We start from the raw sequence: 16,346 nt of genomic DNA on the forward strand, positions 1-16,346 counted from the left end.
TTGAAGGAGGGGCGATGAAGGTTCGCGTGATTCTGACGTTGGATGTCGACGAAGAAGAGTTCCGCTCTCGCTACTCCCTCATCGTCGCGCGCGAGGGCGGTGTACGGGATGCCGTGCGGACGTTCATCCACGCCGACGTACAGATGTCGCCGCTTGTCCGGGTTGGCGCGGTCCGTAGCGTCACTCTGAAGGAGTCCTGACATGAACGCCCTGGAACTGCGCACCGCCATTCGCAACGCGCTGACCCCGAAGAAACCGGATCCAACGATCCGACGTGTGGACCTCGTCTCTCCCACGCCCGGTGAGCCCGTGGCCATGGAGGTGGAGACGTACGACCCCATGGGCAACATGCGCCGGTACCTGGTGACCATTCAGGAGATCTAGGCGTCACCCGCACTGCCAGAACCAACCCTCCAACGAAAGGCACGCGCATGACAACCGCAGCTCCGATCACCCTCACCAAGGACATGGGCGCCGCCGACCTTCCCGGCGTTACTCGGCTCGCCATCGGCGCGTCGTGGGACGCAACGTCGGGCGGCGAAGGCGGCATCGTCGGCTGGGCAAAGCGCAAGCGCGGCTGCGACCTGGACGCCATCGCCGTTCTGATGCAGGACGGGGAGCCGGTCCGCCTGGCCGGCCTTGACTCCCTCGACCCGATCCAGAACGGATCCGTCGTCCACTCCGGTGACAACCAGACGGGCCACGGGGACGGCGACGACGAGACGGTTACCGTCGACTTCCCGAAGGTGCCCGGCAACGTGGACGCGATTGTGTTCGTCTGTGCTGCCTTCAAGAAGGGTTCGGCGTTCGACAAGGCCATGAACGTCAGCTTCAAGGTCTACGACGCGAGCGACGGAGTTCCGGGCATCGTCGCGGACATCTGGCCCTCTCTGCTCGGGGCGGGCAACGCGTGCGCCGTGGCGAAGGCCGTACGCGGTCCCGGTGGCTGGACGCTGGAAGTCGTCAACAAGCGCGGCACTATCCGGCAGGGCGACCAGACGAGCCTCTTGCGCTTCGCCATCGGCATGTAGCCGGAGCTCCGGGACGGTTCAGCCGTACGGGCGTCATAGCCCACCCGGAGCACTCAGCCCCATACCCCTAGGAGTGGTCATGGCTGGTGTACATCCCTCACACGTCCTCGTCATAGGCGACCACGTGGAGATCGTGCAGAACCCGAAGGGCGCCGAAGTGGGCACGTGTGGCGTCCTCATTGACATTGTTTACGACGAGATCCTTCAGCCGTACGTGGTGCAGACGACAGACGGGCGCGTCATCGACGCTGCGGCCGTCCACGTTGTGGAGGGGCCGCACGAGCTGGCAAGTACGGGTGGCAGCCCTACCCGAGCTGTAGCGGTAGCGGCGGGCGTCCTTGTGGTGTCGGCTCTCACGGTGCCCGCACTCCACCATTCCAGCGCCACTGAGTCGGCAGCCCCCGCGCCGTGGACGTCCACTATGGGGCCCGTGCGCCCCTACAAGCCGGAGCCGCGCGTCACCACGGGTACCACGCGCGCGGGTGAGAGGACGACTCTCCCCACACCGACGGAGCGCATCGCGACCCCGTCGACGACTCCGGCCGTCAAGCACCCCATTCCAGTGCCGCCGGCAGACATCCGCGTCTCGTTCTACCGCGACTGCACGGGCCACGCACAGCAGTGCATCGACGCGGGTGACCTGACGATGTACGCCGGGCGGATCCTGGCCGGCCACAACTACATGGGCTATCAGTGGCTCTCCCGCGTTCCCGTCGGTCGCACGGTGCGCGTGATCTCCGGCCCCCTCGCCGGCACGTACCGGGTGTACAGCCACATGAAGCTCAACAGACAGGGCGGGTCCATCCCCGACTTCGGTCCGGCGGCTCTCGTCCTCCAGACGTGCGAGGGGAGCGGGACGGGGTTCTCGCTCCTGCGCCGGATCTGATCACAGCTGAGGGAGAGGCCATGCAGTACGAGGAGTACTACCTCGTGACCGTCGTCAAGCAGGGCGGACGTGTCATCAGCGACCGGTACGACGCCGTGACAGAGGCGGTGGGCGCGTACGACACGGAACAGCGCAACTGCCAGCCCGGGGAGCGCGTGGAACTGCGCCGGTACACGTCCGTGGTCCTGGCTACCCGCGCCCGCGCGTGAAAGCTATACGGAAGGAGCTCGAAGTGAAGGACATCGTTCAGGAAGTCACCATCCCCGCGCGCCACGTCCTCCGGGGCGACACGTTCACACACCACGGCCGCGAGTGGACAGCCAAGTACGACGCCTTCAAGGGGGCGTGGGGAAGTACCACCATCATCACGGAGGGGTGCGGCACGGTCTATATCTCGGCAGACCACGAGCTGATGGTGACACGGGTAGCGCGACGAGTTGTGTAGAGCTGCACAACTGTGTCAGTATGCGGCTACGCGAACGACACACGGAGGCTGTGATGGAGAACAAGATTTACGAGCGCACCGAAAACGGCATCACTGCCCACGTCAGCGTCCGTGAGGGGCTGGACGAGATCAACCACGCGATGATGGGCGGCCGGCGGGAGGTGCGGACGATGTCCTCCATCACCCGCACCGACTACGCCATTGAGTACAAGGACGGCCGCTCCGTCCGCCTCGTCCTCGTCGACGCCCCCGAGCAGACCTCCCCGCGCTTCGCTTTCGAAGACCTTGTAACGACGAATCAGGGGTTGGGCAAGGTGGCCAGGGTCATCAGCGTCCCGCGTCGGAACGGAACGCGGAACACTAGGTACACCGTCGAGTTGAACGCCGGAGGGGAGATCGACGTGCACGAGTCGGATGTGACGCCGTTCGAGCAGGAGGCGAAGAGCCCCGAGCCGACCTCGGCGCCCGGCGTCCACGTGGTCAGCGTCCGGGGCGGCAAGGTTCACACGGCCATGCCTGGCATGCCGGAGGATCACGCCTACCCCCTGTGCCGTGGCGGTGGCATGAACAACCTCCTGACCAAGTTCCGCGTCGTCGCCGCTCCGCTCACCTGCACGACGTGCCTGACGTACGCGGAGCGCAGGGCGGCGCGCCTGGCTCGGGAGGGAGCCTGATGAGTTCCGGCATTGCCTGTCGCAACAAGGGCCATCGCTCCGCCTGGCGGGTGGTGGTCCGGCGCGCTAACTACTCCGCCTTCAACGGCTCCCGACGTACTCCGTCGGCGTACTCACAGCTGCACTGCCGGGAGTGCGGAGCGGTCTGGAGGACAAGAGCCGCTTACGTGGACGCGATCCCCGACGCCCAGTAGCCCCGCACAACGTTGCGCGGACCTGTTGTGTAGAGCTGCACAACTGTGCCACAATGGGGCCACGCGAAGGACTTACGGAGAAGGCGTCATGAAGACTGAGACCTACAAGGGCCGGACGATCAAGGTTGTTGCGGGCCGTGGCGCCAACTGGGGCTACACGCGCATCACTCTAAACGGCGTAGACATGGGCACATGGATGCAGAGTGAGAACGAAGCGCTCCGGTCCACGCGCGGCACTATCGACCACGCGGACGAGGTGGGTGTGTCCAGCGCCCGCTACGGCGCCGAGTGGTACGCCCCCGGAACCTACGAGCTGTGCGACGAGGGCCACGCGAAGGAGATCGGCGGAGAGTGCGGTCACTCATGGTGCGCCGAGCGGCGCGCGGAGTCGGCTCCGGTCGTCGAGGAGACTGCGGAGATTGACTACGTCTCTGGCGACGACCTCCACGTTGGCGACGTCGTGGCCTACCCGGGCCGCCCGCAAGCTCAGGTGGTGCGCGATGCGGAGGACGGAGAAGACTTCTTCGGCCGACCGATCAAGCGCCTGTACTGCCGGGCTTTGGACGGAAGCCGAGAAGGGTTCGTCGACTACGGCCTGGGTGGCGTCCTGCCGAAGCTGAGACGTGCTGCCTAACCCCCTGAGCCCCTGTCAATTCCGGTGACAGGGGCTCCGGTACGCCAGTCACTCACGAACCACGCACACGAACCGAGGAGCCATGAGAGCCAACTTCCGCGACCCCCTCCTGATCCAGGCCGTCATCGCGGCAGCCCTGTCCTTCGCCCACATCCACGACATTGCGGATGCATCGGGGCAGGCAGGATGGAAGGCGTGGGCGTATCCGGTGAGCCTTGATCTCCTCGTTGTCATGGCCTGGAAGCAGATCCGGGAAGCAGGCGACGGAGAGTCGACGAGGGCGGCAAGGCTGTGGTTCTATCTCTCGCTCGCGGCATCCCTGAGCGCAAACGTAGTGACGTCCGGAGTCGTTGACTTGGAGAACCCGCCCGCTACCATGCGCGTCCTCGTCGCCGGATGGCCGGTTCTCGCCTTCTTCGGCGGTTCGCTGCTCGTCCACTCCCGTAAGACGCACGCGGAGGAGGCCCACGGGGAGCCCCAGACGCCCGCTGAGGAGCCTGCGGAGGAGGCGACGAAGGAAGAGGACTCGGAGCCCGCGGACGTCGATCCACGGCCCGTCCTCGTCACCTACGCGGAAGCTGCGGAGAAGCTGGATGTCGCCCCTGAGACCGTGCGCGGTGCGGCCTATCGTGGGCGCTTGGCGAAGTACTCCGGCGACCGCCCCGGGACTGTCCGCGTCGACCTGGAAGAGGCCCGTAGAGTCCTCGTGAAGCGCCCCGTGGACGCGTGAGGGCACGCCTCGGATGTAGCGGCATGTAACTAGGGAGTGAGGGCAGCAATGCGCACACAGGTCGACAGTAAGCACAGTGACTATGTGCTGATTCGTGCGGGCGCGGATACGCCTCCAGTGTTCACGTCAGAGGGCGTTGCGCTGAACGTGGGATCCGGCATCGAAGACGGCCTAGGCGTGGGCCTTACGCCCGCGCAAGCGCGGGAGGCAGCCTCCGCCCTCCTCCGCGCAGCTAACGAGGCGGAGGGCGTCCATCCGAGCCAGGCAGTCCACAGTGCCCGCCAGCATGTGCGGGACACGTGGGTTGCGGATGCGGGCCGAGAGGCGTTCAGCGCCGCACTGGACGTCCTGGAGCAGGCGGTACGTGACGACGTACTCAGGGAGCGCAACGAGGAACGCTGACATACGACAGAGCCCCCACCGGATCACCCGGTGGGGGTTCTTTGCGTTGTCGCGCTGACGTCAGACGTCGCCGCGCTTCACTCCGGCCACAAAGGCACCCCAGACGCTGTCACGGATGACGAGCGCCGGCCCCGCGGGTACCTTCGAGTCGCGGACGGGCATTGCGCCTACGATGCCGTGGGCGACCTCCACGCAGTTCCCGCCGTCGCTGCTGTACGTCGACTTGGTCCAGGTCAGGCCCGAAGTGTCGGCGTTGGGGATGATGTTGGTCATGATCAGTCCTTCAGTCTCGCAATGAGGTCGGCACTGCTGTCAAATGGTAGTGCGCTGGCGGCCAGTCGGTCGAAGGCCCGACCATAGATCGATACTTCCGCCGGATCTTCGACGTACAGCGAACTCGTCAGGTGCTCAATGTGGACCACGTCAAGGTCCGCTGTCTCCGGGAAGCCCAGCACCGTGTACGGCCCGGACAGCCCCGGATGAGCGCTGGAGGTGAGCGGCAGGACTTGTATCGTCACGTTGGTCTGTTTCGCATAGTCGAGCAGCCTCTGAAGCTGATCACGCATGGTCCGGCCAGGCAGAGACGCCCGAAGAGCTGCCTCGTGGACGATGACCCGCAGCTCCAGGGGCTCCGGACGCGTGAGCACTGCCTGACGCTGAAGCCGGACATGTACCAACGCGTCAACTTCGGCCGGCGACGACGTCATGTTGATCGCGCTGACGGTGGCCCGCGCATAGTCGGCAGTCTGAAGCAGGCCCGGGATCAGTGTCGTCTGGTAGACGCGGACGCTCTTGGCTTCCTGTTCCAGGCTGATCAGGTCGGCGTACGCCGGAGTGATGACGTCCTGGTAAGACTGCCACCATCCGCGGCGGGCACCGTCACGGGCCAGGCTGTGCATGCTCTCGCGCTTGGCCGCGTCATCTACGTCGTAGAGGTTGAGCAGGGCCTTGAGTTCAGCGGCCTTGATGCCGACGCGCCCCGACTCCACGCGAGACAGCTTGACGGTGTTGATCCCGTCGACGCGTCCCGCTACGTCTTCCTGCTTCAGACCCAATGCCTCCCGCAGAGACCGCAGTTCCGAGCCGAGACGGCGCCTGCGCACGGTGGGGTCACTCATCCGGTTTCTCCTTCGTCACGGGTGCAGCGTTCCACATCTGGGGGAAGCGTGGAGCCGATGAAGTGAAAGTTTTCAGTTCTGCATTTCGACTTGCACTCTGCGACGGACAGTGAGCACACTGTAAGCCCAACGCGACGCGTCCCGCGTAGTCACGGGGACGGGCCGATTGACGAGGGCTGTCGTATGTCCAGACCGTTAGAGGCACCACTCGATGCGTTACCGCGTCCCGTAATTGACGAGACGTGCGATGTCTGTGCTGCGCTGGACTCTCAGCTGAACGCGGCAATCACGCCGGGTCCGGAATACAGCCCGGAACAGGCAAGAGCATGTCTGGCGGAACTGCGTCAGCATGCGCACTCCGAGAGGACATCCTGATGTGGGCTGTACCGCCGGAAACTCCGTCGCCCCCTCCGCCCGCCGATGAGGACGAGGAGCGGCAGGAGAGCGAACCGGACGACTTACTGAAGGGCGACGACAGTCCGTACGCGGACTCTCCCGAAGGCTGGTGGACAGCCTTCGGCGGGGCGCTGAACGAGACGTCTGGCGTCGTCTACATACCCCCGGGCGTCTTTCCGCCCATGCGAGAGATCCGCGCCGTGACGCACTTCTTTGACGAGGTGATCCGGCGCTTCCCAAGGCCCGCGCCGCCTGGCCCTTCTGAGGTCCGGTCAGGTAGCGCGGAGGGTGGCGGAGCTGAGGTCGGCATAACCAACGCTCCGTCACCCGCCCATCATCCGTCGGCCCGGACCCCGCGGGCGGATGATGGCGGCACGCGTGGTCTGGGGAGGTCGCGCGTGCCGGCCGGGGGGCACACATGACGGAGCAACTGCGGGCACGGATGCCCCTGCCGATGCCGCCCCGGCTCATGTGTGGCGCGATGGCCGTACTCAGCCTGGAACAGGTCCTCCGCGCCAGGCGCTACCCGAAATGGGCACCCTGGTACCACGGCGACGTACGCCGGGAGGTGCGGTGCGAGCGTCCCAGCCACGGCGACGGGCCCCACGAGTGCGCTCTTCGGCCGCTCAGTCGCTGGCACGGCGGAGGCGTCGTCGGCATCCTCTGGCGTGGGGACTACGCGGAGATCAAACGTCTTGGCCAACTTGAGCGGGAAGTCATTCCGTCACCTCACCAGACCCGGGGACGCCATGATCAGCCCTGACTACTTCACGACAGAAGCCCGCGCAGAGATCGACGCCGCCGGACGAGTGCTCATGGAGGAGTTCGACCGGCTCGGCCTTCTCACCACACTCGACAACACGGGCATCGAGGAAAAGTGCGAACGGCCCTGTTGCCATGGCCGTCCCGGGCCGCTCCTCTCCCTCGGCAGTTACTCCGCTGCCGACGTGTTGGAGCTCGCCGTCAAGCTGCGGCGCCTGCACGTCGTGCCTGAGTAACGCAACACTCCGTGAGACTCCGCCCCTGCCAAAGCCCAGCCCACTTCCTTGCTCTGGGGACTCGTGGCAGGGGCGGGCACAACACCACCCACCAGAAGGGAAGACCAATGACCACAGCGTCAACAGAGCTCCGTGCTTCTGCGCTGGAGTTACTGACCCCCCAGCAGCTCGACAGTGTCGCGGCCACCATCGTCTCCGCCAATCAAGGCATGGAGTACGAAACGGCCGTGCGGCTCACAGACGAAGCCCTGAAGTTCCTCGCGGGTGCGGCGGCCAGCACGTCCGGCAAGGGACTGTTCCCCTCTCAGGTCGTGGACGAGGCGTGGCATGCGCTCATCCTCCACACCAAGCTGTATGCCGCACTGTGTGAGCGTCTGGGCAAGGTCGTCCATCATCAGCCGCAGGTTCGGGCCGAGAAGGGATGGGATCGGCTCGTGGTCAAGCTGACCATGGAGGCAATTCGGTCCGCGGGGTACGCGCCTGACCCGTCGCTCTGGGGGCGCAACGCGGACAAGTCGATCAAGGTAGCCGCAGAGTGCATGCATGCCGAGTGCACTCCGGAGGGCGGGCACCCCGATGTGGGCTGAACCGCTCCGCTGTAACCACTTGGGCGCGTAGAGTCACCTCATGGGCGACGACGAAGACGAAGCCGAGAAGGCCCCGGGAACTGAGTGGTACGACCCAAGGCAGGAGCACGTGCTCCGGTACTTCGGGCAGCAGATGCAGGAGACGGCGAACCGACGTGGCAGAGTGCCAGGCGGGTGCATCACGTGCAATGGGCTTCGTGTGGTCGTCATGGTGAACCACAAGACGAACAAGCCCTTCAAGGTGCCTTGCTCGTCGTGCAACCCCGGCGGTAGCTGAGCCCCGTATAGCGAAGAGCCCCGACCGACAATACACGTTGTCGGTTGGGGCGCTTTGCGTTCACGTAACTGGGCGGCTCCAAGGAAAACGACCACGCTGAGGCGGCATGGCCTGGCGCGAGACCATGGAAGAGGCCATGTACACGCAGCTGTACGTTGCATCGGGCGGTTCCGCTTCGTCAACCCGGCACTGACCGAACGCGCCCGCAGGTCAAGTACCCTGCTAGAGTTAGGTAGAAAGCTATCCGGTTCTTCCGCTCCGACCACTATCTGCGCATGGGTTCCGCCGACGGGCTCCCGGGCCCCACCGACGCCTGGATCACCCTCGCCGGACTGGCCCGCGAGACCAGCCGCATCCGCCTCGGCACCCTGATGACCGCCGGCACCTTCCGCCTGCCCGGCGTCCTCGCCATCCAGGTCGCCCAAGTGGACCAGATGTCCGGCGGCCGCGTCGAACTCGGCCTCGGCGCGGGCTGGTTCGAGGAGGAGCACAAGGCGTACGGCATTCCCTTCCCCAAGGAGAAGTCCGCGCGCCTGGAGGAACAACTGGCCATCATCACCGGGCTCTGGGCCACCGAGACCGGCAAGACCTTCGACTACGACGGCACCTATTACCAGCTCACCGACTCGCCCGCGCTCCCCAAGCCCGCCCAGGCCAAGGTGCCGGTCCTGATCGGCGGCCACGGCGCGGTCCGCACGCCACGGCTGGCCGCGCGGTACGCCGACGAGTTCAACATCCCGTTCGCCTCCCTGTCCGACAGCGAGAGGCAGTTCGGCCGGGTGCGCACAGCCGCCCAGAGCGCCGGACGCGACCCCGACGACCTGGTGTACTCCAACGCCCTGGTCGTCTGCGTAGGAAAGAACGACGCCGAGGTGGCGCGCCGGGCGGCGGCCATCGGAAGGGAGGTGGAGGAGCTCAAGGCGAACGGACTGGCGGGCTCACCCGCCGAAGTGGTGGAGAAGATCGGCGCGTACGAGGCGATCGGATCGTCCCGGATCTACCTCCAGGTCCTGGACCTGGACGACCTCGATCACCTCGAACTGATCTCCACCCAGGTCCAGTCCCAGCTGAACGGGGCCTGACCGTGCGGCCCGCCCGCTCCCTGGCCGAAGCGCTGGCCACGCGGACCGTGCTCCTCGACGGCGGTCTCTCCAACCAACTCGCGGCGCAGGGCTGCGACTTGAACGACGCGCTCTGGTCCGCGCGGCTGCTCGCCGACGATCCAGGGAAGATCGAGGCCGCGCACGAGGCGTATGTGCGGGCGGGCGCACAAGTACTGATCACCTCCAGCTACCAGGCGACGTACGAGGGCTTCGCCGACCGGGGAGTGTCGCGCCGCGAGGCGACGACGCTGCTCGCCCGGAGCGTGGAGCTGGCGAGGAGGGCGGGGGTGGGGGGAGGGGAGGGGGAGGGGGGACCCCCCGAAGTCGTATCTCAAGTTCACGCCCACGCCCACGCCCAAGCTCAAGCGGACGTCTGGGTCGCCGCCTCCATCGGGCCGTACGGTGCCTTCCTGGCCGACGGGAGTGAGTACCGGGGGCGATATGGGCTGACGGTGAGGGAGTTGGAGCGCTTCCACCGCCCGCGTGTCGAGACGTTGGTGGCGGCGGAGCCGGACGTGCTCGCGCTGGAGACCGTGCCCGATGCCGACGAGGCCGAGGCGCTGCTGCGGGTGGTCGAGGGGTGCGGAGTACCGGTGTGGCTGTCGTACAGCGTGGAGGGGGTGCGGACGAGGGCGGGTCAGCCGCTGGAGGAGGCGTTCGCGCTGGCGGCGGGCCTGGACCAGGTGATTGCCGTGGGCGTGAACTGCTGTACCCCGGCCGACGCGGACCACGCCGTGGAGCTCGCGGCGGCGGTCACCGGCAAGCCGGTGGTCGTGTACCCGAATAGTGGCGAGCGGTGGGACGCGCGGGCCGGGGCGTGGCGGGGCGACGCGACGTTCGACCCGTCCCGCGTCGAAGCGTGGCAGGCTGCGGGCGCCCGTCTGGTGGGCGGCTGTTGCCGAGTGGGGCCGACGGAGATCGCGCGGCTGGCGGAGTACGTAGCGCGAACGGCATGAGCAAGCCGGCTGAGCTGGGCCCACCTCGGACCTCGCGTTTTTCGGCAGGCCCGAACTCCGGGTCGGACTCAAGCTCCGAACTCCACGCCCAAACTCCACAACCGAACTCCAGTCTCGATCTCCAGGCCGGAACCCCTGGTCTGAACTTCGGGTCCGAACTCCAAGCTCGAACCCCCGGTCCGAACTCCAGTCCCGGGCCCACCGGTAACGCCATCCCCACGACTCACCTCCTGGAAAATGCCTGGTAGGAGCCGTGAAAGGCGGGCGATACTCGACGGGTGTTCCTGACCATCACCACGACCGGTTCCCCCGAACGCCCCGCCACCGACCTCGGTTTCCTGCTGCACAAGCATCCCGGGAAGGCGCAGGCGTTCTCCACGGCGCACGGCACCGCGCACGTCCTCTACCCCGAGGCGACCGCCGAGCGCTGCACGGCCGCGCTGCTCCTGGAGGTGGATCCGGTGGCGCTGGTGCGGCGGGGCAAGGGCAAGGGCCGTGGCGGAGCTCCCGATTCCGCGCTGGCGCAGTATGTCAACGACCGGCCGTACGCGGCTTCCTCGCTGATGTCCGTCGCGCTGAGCACCGTCTTCAAGAGCGCCCTGCGCGGCGTGTGCAACGCCCTGCCCGAACGTGCCGAGGCACCGTTGCCGCTGCGGATCGAGGTGCCCGCGCTGCCCGCGCGCGGCGGTGCCGAGCTCGTGCACAAGCTGTTCGGACCGCTGGGCTGGGCGTCGGTCTCGGCGGAGCCCATCGTGTTGGATGCGGAGTTCCCGGAGTGGGGCGAGTCCCGTTACGTACGGCTCGTGCTGGAAGGGGAGCTGCGGCTCGCGGACGCGCTGCGGCAGTTGTACGTCCTCCTCCCGGTGCTCGACGACGCCAAGCACTACTGGGTCGCGCCCGACGAGGTCGACAAGCTGCTGCGCGCCGGTGACGGCTGGCTGGCCGACCACCCCGAGCAGAAGCTGATCACCAGCCGATACCTGTCCCGGCGCTGGGGGCTGACCCGGCAGGCGATGGAGCGCCTGGAACTGGTGCGGCTGGCGGAGGCCGACGACATCGCGGTCGAGGCGATCGACAACGCGGTGGACGAGACGAGCGACACCGAGGAGCGGCCCGTGCCACTGGCCGTGCAGCGGCGCGACGCCATCCTGGCGGCGCTGACCCGGGCCGGGGCCGCCCGGGTGCTCGACCTGGGCTGCGGCCAGGGCCAGCTGGTGCAAGAGCTGCTGAAGGACGTCCGGTACACCGAGATCGTGGGGGTGGACGTCTCGATGCGTGCGTTGACGATCGCCGCACGGCGGCTGCGTCTGGAGCGGATGGGTGAGCGGCAGGCGGGGCGGATCACGCTGATGCAGGGCTCGCTCGCGTACACGGACAAGCGGCTCAAGGGGTACGACGCGGCCGTGCTCAGCGAGGTGATCGAGCATCTGGACGTGCCCAGGCTGCCGGCGCTGGAGTACGCGGTGTTCGGCGCGGCGCGTCCGCGAACGGTGATCGTGACGACACCGAACGTGGAGTACAACGTGCGCTGGGACACGCTGCCGGCCGGGCATGTGCGCCACGGTGACCACCGGTTCGAATGGACGCGCGCGGAGTTCCGCGACTGGGCCGCCTCGGTGGCCGAACGGCATGGGTACGCGGTCGAGTTCCTGCCCGTCGGGCCGGACGACGCCGAGGTGGGGCCGCCCACGCAGATGGCCGTGTTCGAGATGACCAAGACCGCGAACGAGGCGAACGCCGCATGAACACCGAGAACGAGCCCACGGACAACTCCGGGCACACGGACAACTACGGGTCCACGGACAAGTCTGGGCCCACGAACAAGTCCGGGCACACGCACAGCTCCGACTCCGCCCACCGCTCCGACTCGCGGACCGAGGCCGGGGCCGGGACCGAGGCCGAGACCCGGGCGCGGACCGAGACCGAAGCCCCCACCTCGCCCCAGCCCTCCACCTCGCCCCAGCCCACGCCCCCCAAGCGCACGCTCCCCGTCCCCGACCTCTCCCTCGTCGTCCTCGTCGGCGCCACCGGATCGGGCAAGTCCACGTTCGCGCGGCGGCATTTCAAGCCGACCGAGGTCCTCTCGTCCGACTTCTGCCGCGGTCTGGTGGCCGACGACGAGAACGACCAGAGCGCCAGCGGCGACGCGTTCGACGTCCTCCACTACATCGCGGGCAAGCGGCTCGCGGCCGGGCGGCTGACGGTCGTGGACGCCACCAGCGTGCAGGTGGAGAGCCGCAGGCAGCTGGTCCAGTTGGCCAGGGAGCACGACGTGCTGCCGGTGGCCATCGTCCTGGATCTGCCCGAGGAGGTCTGCGCCGCCCGCAACGCGGCTCGGCCCGACCGTGCCGGCATGCCCCGCCAGGTCATCGCGCGCCACCGCCGTGAGCTGCGGCGTTCGCTGCGGGGCCTGGCGCGCGAAGGGTTCCGCAAGGTGCATGTGCTGCGTTCCGAGGCGGAGGTGGACAGCGTCGAGATCACCCTCGAGCGTCGCTACAACGACCTCACCCACCTCACCGGCCCCTTCGACATCATCGGGGACGTCCACGGCTGCCGCGCCGAGCTGGAGACGCTGCTGGCCAAGCTGGGTTACGTGGACGGGGCGCACCCCGAGGGCCGCACGGCGGTCTTCGTCGGCGACCTCGTCGACCGGGGCCCCGACAGCCCGGGCGTGTTGCGGCGGGTGATGAAAATGGTGGCCGATGGTAACGCTCTGTGTGTTCCCGGGAACCATGAGAACAAGCTCGGACGTTATCTGGGTGGCAAGAAGGTCCAGCGCACCCATGGACTGGCGGAGACGATCGAGCAGTTGGACAGGGAGGACGATGGATTCAAGGAACAGGTGAAGGAGTTCATCGACGGGCTCGTCAGCCACTATGTGCTCGACGGCGGCAAGCTGGTCGTCTGTCACGCGGGTCTGCCCGAGAAGTACCACGGGCGCACGTCGGGGCGTGTCCGCTCACACGCTCTGTACGGGGAGACGACCGGCGAGACGGATGAGTTCGGCCTGCCCGTGCGGTATCCCTGGGCCGAGGACTACCGGGGTCGCGCGGCGGTCGTCTACGGCCACACGCCCGTCCCGAACACATCGTGGATCAACAACACCATCTGTCTGGACACGGGTGCGGTGTTCGGCGGAAGGATGACCGCGCTGCGCTGGCCCGAGCGCGAGCTCGTCGACGTGCCCGCCGAGAAGGTCTGGTACGAGCCGGTCCGTCCGCTGGCCACCGAGGCGCCCGGTGGCCAGGACGGACGGCCGCTCGACCTGGCCGACGTGCACGGCCGTCGGGTCGTGGAGACCCGGCACCTGGGCAATGTGGCGGTGCGCGAGGAGAACGCGGCGGCCGCGCTCGAGGTGATGAGCCGGTTCGCCGTCGATCCTCGGCTGCTCGCGTATCTGCCGCCGACGATGGCGCCCACGGCGACCTCGCGCGCGGCGGCCCGGGGCGGCAGCGGTGGTGACGAGCAGTTCCTGGAGCACCCGGCGGAGGCGTTCGCGCAGTACGCGGGGGACGGGGTCGGGCGGGTCGTGTGCGAGGAGAAGCACATGGGTTCGCGGGCGGTCGCCCTGGTGTGCCGTGACGCCGAGGTGGCGCGTGAGCGGTTCGGGGTGGAGGGGCCGACGGGGTCTCTGCACACCCGCACCGGTCGCCCGTTCTTCGACGACACGGCCGTCACCGAGGAGGTACTCGGCCGGCTGCGGGCGGCCGTGTCCGCGGCGGGGCTGTGGGAGGAGTTCGGTGCGGACTGGCTGCTGCTCGACGCCGAGCTGATGCCATGGTCGCTGAAGGCCTCGGGGCTGCTGCGTTCGCAGTACGCGGCGGTGGGTGCCGCGTCCGGGGCGGTCTTCCCGGGTGCCGTGCGCGCTTTGGAGGCGGCGGCGGAGCGTGGGGCGGACGTGGCGGGGCTGCTGTCGCGCCAGCGTGAGCGGGCGCGGGACGCGGCGGCGTTCACCGACGCGTACCGGCGCTACTGCTGGACCACGGACGGGCTGGAGGGAGTGCGGCTCGCCCCGTTCCAGATCCTGGCCGTCCAGGGGCGCAGCCTGGCCGCGGTGCCGCACGACGAGCAGTTGGCGTGGCTGGACCGTCTGGTCGAGCACGACCCGACGGGTCTGCTCCAGGTCACCCGGCGCCTGGTCGTCGACACCGGTGACGAGGCGTCCGTGCGGGCGGGTGTCGACTGGTGGCTGGAGCTGACCGGAGCGGGCGGCGAGGGCATGGTGGTCAAGCCGCTCCAGGCGCTGGCCCGGGACGGCAGGGGCCGTCTGGTGCAGCCGGGCATCAAGGTGCGCGGACGCGAGTATCTGCGGATCATCTACGGTCCGGAGTACACGCGCCCGGAGAACCTGGACCGGCTGCGGCAGCGGTCGCTGGGGCACAAGCGCTCGCTGGCGCTGCGGGAGTACGCGCTGGGTCTGGAGGCGCTGGACCGGCTGGCGGCCGGGGAGCCGCTGTGGCGTGTCCACGAGGCGGTCTTCGCGGTGCTGGCTCTGGAGTCGGAGCCGGTGGACCCCAGGCTGTGACGTCCTGGGGGCGGAGCCAGGCGGTTCCGTCCCCGGGAGCGCTCGCCTGCTGGGAGGCAAGGGGCGGGTTCGCCGGGTGAGCGGGCTGCTCGCGGGACAGGATGGAAGCATGGGATTCCATGTCGACTCCGAGACCGGGCGGCTGCGCCGCGTCATCCTGCACCGGCCGGATCTGGAGCTGAAGCGGCTCACTCCGAGCAACAAGGACGCTCTCCTCTTCGACGACGTGCTGTGGGTGCGCCGGGCCCGGCAGGAGCACGACGGCTTCGCGGACGTGCTGCGCGACCGCGGGGTCGAGGTGCATCTCTTCGGCGATCTGCTGCGCGAGTCGCTGGCGATCCCGCCGGCGAGACGGCTGGTGCTCGACCGGGTCTTCGACGAGAAGGAGTACGGACCGCTGGCCACCGGGCATCTGCGGGAGGTCTTCGAGGAGCTCTCCGCCGCGGAGCTGGCGGAGGCGCTGGTGGGCGGGATGACCAAGCGGGAGTTCCTGGAGCGCCACGCGGAGCCGGTGTCCGTGCGGTTCCACGCGATGGACCTGGACGACTTCCTGCTGGGCCCGCTGCCCAACCACCTGTTCACCCGCGACACCTCCGCCTGGATCTATGACGGGGTGTCCATCAACGCGATGCGCTGGCCGGCCCGGCAGCGGGAGACGGTCCACTTCGAGGCGATCTACCGTCACCACCCGCTCTTCGCCGGTCCCGGGGCGGCGCCCTTCCACACCTGGTCGCAGGGGCAGAGCGACTACCCCTCGACCATCGAGGGCGGCGACGTGCTGGTGATCGGCAACGGCGCGGTGCTCATCGGGATGAGCGAGCGGACGACTCCGCAGGCCGTGGAGATGCTGGCGCGCGGGCTGTTCGCGGCCGGTTCCGCCCGCACGATCGTGGCGCTGGACATGCCCAAGCGCAGGGCGTTCATGCACCTCGATACGGTGATGACGATGGTCGATGGAGAAACCTTCACTCAGTACGCCGGGCTCGGCATGCTCCGCTCGTACACGATCGAGCCGGGCGCCGGTGAGCAGGAGCTGAAGGTGACGGACCATCCGCCGGAGCACATGCACCGGGCCATAGCGGCGGCCCTCGGTCTGGACGGGATCCGGGTGCTGACGGCCACCCAGGACGTGCACGCGGCGGAGCGCGAGCAGTGGGACGACGGCTGCAACGTGCTGGCGGTCGAGCCGGGCGTGGTGGTGGCGTACGAGCGCAATGTGACCACCAACACGCATCTGCGCAAGGAGGGCATCGAGGTGATCGAGATCCCCGGGAGCGAGCTGGGGCGGGGGCGGGGCGGGCCGCGGTGCATGAGCTGTCCTGTCGAACGCGATGCCGTATAGTGATGCGTTCAATCGCATATACTTACAGCTTCCCGCCTTCCGTCACCC

The 16,346-nt window shown here is 68.0% G+C and carries 19 protein-coding genes and 1 pseudogene; 18 read left to right on the forward strand and 2 right to left on the reverse strand.

The genetic code is table 11. The features are described 5' to 3' along the window. Nucleotides 1-14 precede the first annotated feature (14 nt). From ABZ404_RS17035 to ABZ404_RS17080, 10 genes are all read left to right on the forward strand, one after another. On the forward strand, nucleotides 15-200 hold the full coding sequence (locus ABZ404_RS17035) for a hypothetical protein (RefSeq protein ID WP_358831112.1): 186 nt from the start codon (nucleotides 15-17) through the stop codon (nucleotides 198-200). Nucleotide 201: 1 nt separating this feature from the next. Beyond that, the gene (locus ABZ404_RS17040) at nucleotides 202-384 is read left to right on the forward strand and encodes a hypothetical protein (RefSeq protein WP_358831113.1); all 183 of its coding nucleotides are present in this window, start codon (nucleotides 202-204) and stop codon (nucleotides 382-384) included. 47 nt (nucleotides 385-431) lie between these two features. Further along, nucleotides 432-1,031 (forward strand): TerD family protein, encoded by a 600-nt coding sequence (locus ABZ404_RS17045; protein WP_358831114.1) that lies wholly within the window; start codon nucleotides 432-434, stop codon nucleotides 1,029-1,031. Between the two features lie 79 nt (nucleotides 1,032-1,110). Continuing rightward, the gene (locus tag ABZ404_RS17050) at nucleotides 1,111-1,917 is read left to right on the forward strand and encodes a hypothetical protein (protein ID WP_358831115.1); all 807 of its coding nucleotides are present in this window, start codon (nucleotides 1,111-1,113) and stop codon (nucleotides 1,915-1,917) included. A gap of 20 nt (nucleotides 1,918-1,937) precedes the next feature. Beyond that, nucleotides 1,938-2,126: a hypothetical protein gene (locus tag ABZ404_RS17055; protein WP_358831116.1), complete on the forward strand. Its 189-nt coding sequence runs from the start codon at nucleotides 1,938-1,940 to the stop codon at nucleotides 2,124-2,126. Between the two features lie 23 nt (nucleotides 2,127-2,149). Next, nucleotides 2,150-2,362: a hypothetical protein gene (locus ABZ404_RS17060; RefSeq protein WP_358831117.1), complete on the forward strand. Its 213-nt coding sequence runs from the start codon at nucleotides 2,150-2,152 to the stop codon at nucleotides 2,360-2,362. Nucleotides 2,363-2,415: 53 nt separating this feature from the next. Beyond that, nucleotides 2,416-3,036, forward strand: a complete 621-nt coding sequence (locus ABZ404_RS17065) for a hypothetical protein (RefSeq protein WP_358831118.1) — start codon at nucleotides 2,416-2,418, stop codon at nucleotides 3,034-3,036. A gap of 282 nt (nucleotides 3,037-3,318) precedes the next feature. Further along, nucleotides 3,319-3,864 carry a hypothetical protein gene (locus tag ABZ404_RS17070; protein ID WP_358831119.1) on the forward strand — a complete coding sequence of 182 codons (546 nt, stop codon included), beginning with the start codon at nucleotides 3,319-3,321 and terminating at the stop codon, nucleotides 3,862-3,864. 82 nt (nucleotides 3,865-3,946) lie between these two features. Then, complete coding sequence (locus ABZ404_RS17075; RefSeq protein ID WP_358831120.1) at nucleotides 3,947-4,594, forward strand: DUF2637 domain-containing protein; 648 nt, start codon at nucleotides 3,947-3,949, stop codon at nucleotides 4,592-4,594. Between the two features lie 48 nt (nucleotides 4,595-4,642). After that, the gene (locus ABZ404_RS17080) at nucleotides 4,643-4,996 is read left to right on the forward strand and encodes a hypothetical protein (RefSeq protein ID WP_358831121.1); all 354 of its coding nucleotides are present in this window, start codon (nucleotides 4,643-4,645) and stop codon (nucleotides 4,994-4,996) included. Nucleotides 4,997-5,056: 60 nt separating this feature from the next. Here ABZ404_RS17080 and ABZ404_RS17085 read toward each other — a convergent pair whose 3' ends face one another. After that, nucleotides 5,057-5,269 (reverse strand): DUF397 domain-containing protein, encoded by a 213-nt coding sequence (locus ABZ404_RS17085; RefSeq protein WP_358831122.1) that lies wholly within the window; start codon nucleotides 5,267-5,269, stop codon nucleotides 5,057-5,059. Between the two features lie 2 nt (nucleotides 5,270-5,271). Further along, nucleotides 5,272-6,114, reverse strand: a complete 843-nt coding sequence (locus ABZ404_RS17090) for a helix-turn-helix transcriptional regulator (RefSeq protein ID WP_358831123.1) — start codon at nucleotides 6,112-6,114, stop codon at nucleotides 5,272-5,274. A gap of 1,145 nt (nucleotides 6,115-7,259) precedes the next feature. On the opposite strand from ABZ404_RS17090, the gene ABZ404_RS17095 reads away from it, so the two are divergent. The 8 genes and pseudogenes from ABZ404_RS17095 to ABZ404_RS17130 all read left to right on the forward strand — a co-directional run bounded on the left by ABZ404_RS17095 (nucleotide 7,260) and on the right by ABZ404_RS17130 (nucleotide 16,298). Further along, nucleotides 7,260-7,508 (forward strand): hypothetical protein, encoded by a 249-nt coding sequence (locus ABZ404_RS17095; protein ID WP_358831124.1) that lies wholly within the window; start codon nucleotides 7,260-7,262, stop codon nucleotides 7,506-7,508. 107 nt (nucleotides 7,509-7,615) lie between these two features. Further along, nucleotides 7,616-8,095 (forward strand): hypothetical protein, encoded by a 480-nt coding sequence (locus ABZ404_RS17100; protein ID WP_358831125.1) that lies wholly within the window; start codon nucleotides 7,616-7,618, stop codon nucleotides 8,093-8,095. A 40-nt stretch (nucleotides 8,096-8,135) separates the two neighbouring features. Further along, a complete protein-coding gene (locus ABZ404_RS17105) occupies nucleotides 8,136-8,372 on the forward strand; it encodes a hypothetical protein (RefSeq protein WP_358831126.1) in 237 nt (78 codons plus the stop codon). Nucleotides 8,373-8,620: 248 nt separating this feature from the next. After that, a pseudogene (locus ABZ404_RS17110) lies at nucleotides 8,621-9,454 on the forward strand (LLM class F420-dependent oxidoreductase); the annotation flags it as partial. Between the two features lie 2 nt (nucleotides 9,455-9,456). Further along, nucleotides 9,457-10,431, forward strand: coding sequence for a homocysteine S-methyltransferase (gene mmuM / locus ABZ404_RS17115; RefSeq protein WP_358831127.1), 975 nt, complete (start codon nucleotides 9,457-9,459; stop codon nucleotides 10,429-10,431). Between the two features lie 278 nt (nucleotides 10,432-10,709). Further along, nucleotides 10,710-12,176: a 3' terminal RNA ribose 2'-O-methyltransferase Hen1 gene (locus ABZ404_RS17120; RefSeq protein ID WP_358831128.1), complete on the forward strand. Its 1,467-nt coding sequence runs from the start codon at nucleotides 10,710-10,712 to the stop codon at nucleotides 12,174-12,176. Further along, a complete protein-coding gene (locus ABZ404_RS17125) occupies nucleotides 12,173-14,956 on the forward strand; it encodes a polynucleotide kinase-phosphatase (protein WP_358831129.1) in 2,784 nt (927 codons plus the stop codon). The genes ABZ404_RS17120 and ABZ404_RS17125 overlap by 4 nt, the downstream gene beginning before the upstream one ends. A 109-nt stretch (nucleotides 14,957-15,065) precedes the next feature. After that, nucleotides 15,066-16,298: an arginine deiminase gene (locus ABZ404_RS17130; RefSeq protein ID WP_358831130.1), complete on the forward strand. Its 1,233-nt coding sequence runs from the start codon at nucleotides 15,066-15,068 to the stop codon at nucleotides 16,296-16,298. The last annotated feature ends 48 nt before the right edge of the window (nucleotides 16,299-16,346 follow it).

Origin of the sequence: Streptomyces sp. NPDC005878 (genome assembly GCF_040629815.1) — a bacterium.
Lineage (GTDB): Bacteria > Actinomycetota > Actinomycetes > Streptomycetales > Streptomycetaceae > Streptomyces.

Excerpts from the sequence above, each read along its gene's own strand:
- ABZ404_RS17035 (WP_358831112.1), top strand. The coding sequence starts at position 15 with ATGAAGGTTCGCGTGATTCTGACGTTGGATGTCGACGAAGAAGAGTTC.
- ABZ404_RS17040 (WP_358831113.1), top strand. The coding sequence starts at position 202 with ATGAACGCCCTGGAACTGCGCACCGCCATTCGCAACGCGCTGACCCCG.
- ABZ404_RS17045 (WP_358831114.1), top strand. The coding sequence starts at position 432 with ATGACAACCGCAGCTCCGATCACCCTCACCAAGGACATGGGCGCCGCC.
- ABZ404_RS17050 (WP_358831115.1), top strand. The coding sequence starts at position 1,111 with ATGGCTGGTGTACATCCCTCACACGTCCTCGTCATAGGCGACCACGTG.
- ABZ404_RS17055 (WP_358831116.1), top strand. The coding sequence starts at position 1,938 with ATGCAGTACGAGGAGTACTACCTCGTGACCGTCGTCAAGCAGGGCGGA.
- ABZ404_RS17065 (WP_358831118.1), top strand. The coding sequence starts at position 2,416 with ATGGAGAACAAGATTTACGAGCGCACCGAAAACGGCATCACTGCCCAC.
- ABZ404_RS17070 (WP_358831119.1), top strand. The coding sequence starts at position 3,319 with ATGAAGACTGAGACCTACAAGGGCCGGACGATCAAGGTTGTTGCGGGC.
- ABZ404_RS17075 (WP_358831120.1), top strand. The coding sequence starts at position 3,947 with ATGAGAGCCAACTTCCGCGACCCCCTCCTGATCCAGGCCGTCATCGCG.
- ABZ404_RS17080 (WP_358831121.1), top strand. The coding sequence starts at position 4,643 with ATGCGCACACAGGTCGACAGTAAGCACAGTGACTATGTGCTGATTCGT.
- ABZ404_RS17085 (WP_358831122.1), bottom strand. The coding sequence starts at position 5,269 with ATGACCAACATCATCCCCAACGCCGACACTTCGGGCCTGACCTGGACC.
- ABZ404_RS17090 (WP_358831123.1), bottom strand. The coding sequence starts at position 6,114 with ATGAGTGACCCCACCGTGCGCAGGCGCCGTCTCGGCTCGGAACTGCGG.
- ABZ404_RS17095 (WP_358831124.1), top strand. The coding sequence starts at position 7,260 with ATGATCAGCCCTGACTACTTCACGACAGAAGCCCGCGCAGAGATCGAC.
- ABZ404_RS17100 (WP_358831125.1), top strand. The coding sequence starts at position 7,616 with ATGACCACAGCGTCAACAGAGCTCCGTGCTTCTGCGCTGGAGTTACTG.
- ABZ404_RS17105 (WP_358831126.1), top strand. The coding sequence starts at position 8,136 with ATGGGCGACGACGAAGACGAAGCCGAGAAGGCCCCGGGAACTGAGTGG.
- ABZ404_RS17125 (WP_358831129.1), top strand. The coding sequence starts at position 12,173 with ATGAACACCGAGAACGAGCCCACGGACAACTCCGGGCACACGGACAAC.
- ABZ404_RS17130 (WP_358831130.1), top strand. The coding sequence starts at position 15,066 with ATGGGATTCCATGTCGACTCCGAGACCGGGCGGCTGCGCCGCGTCATC.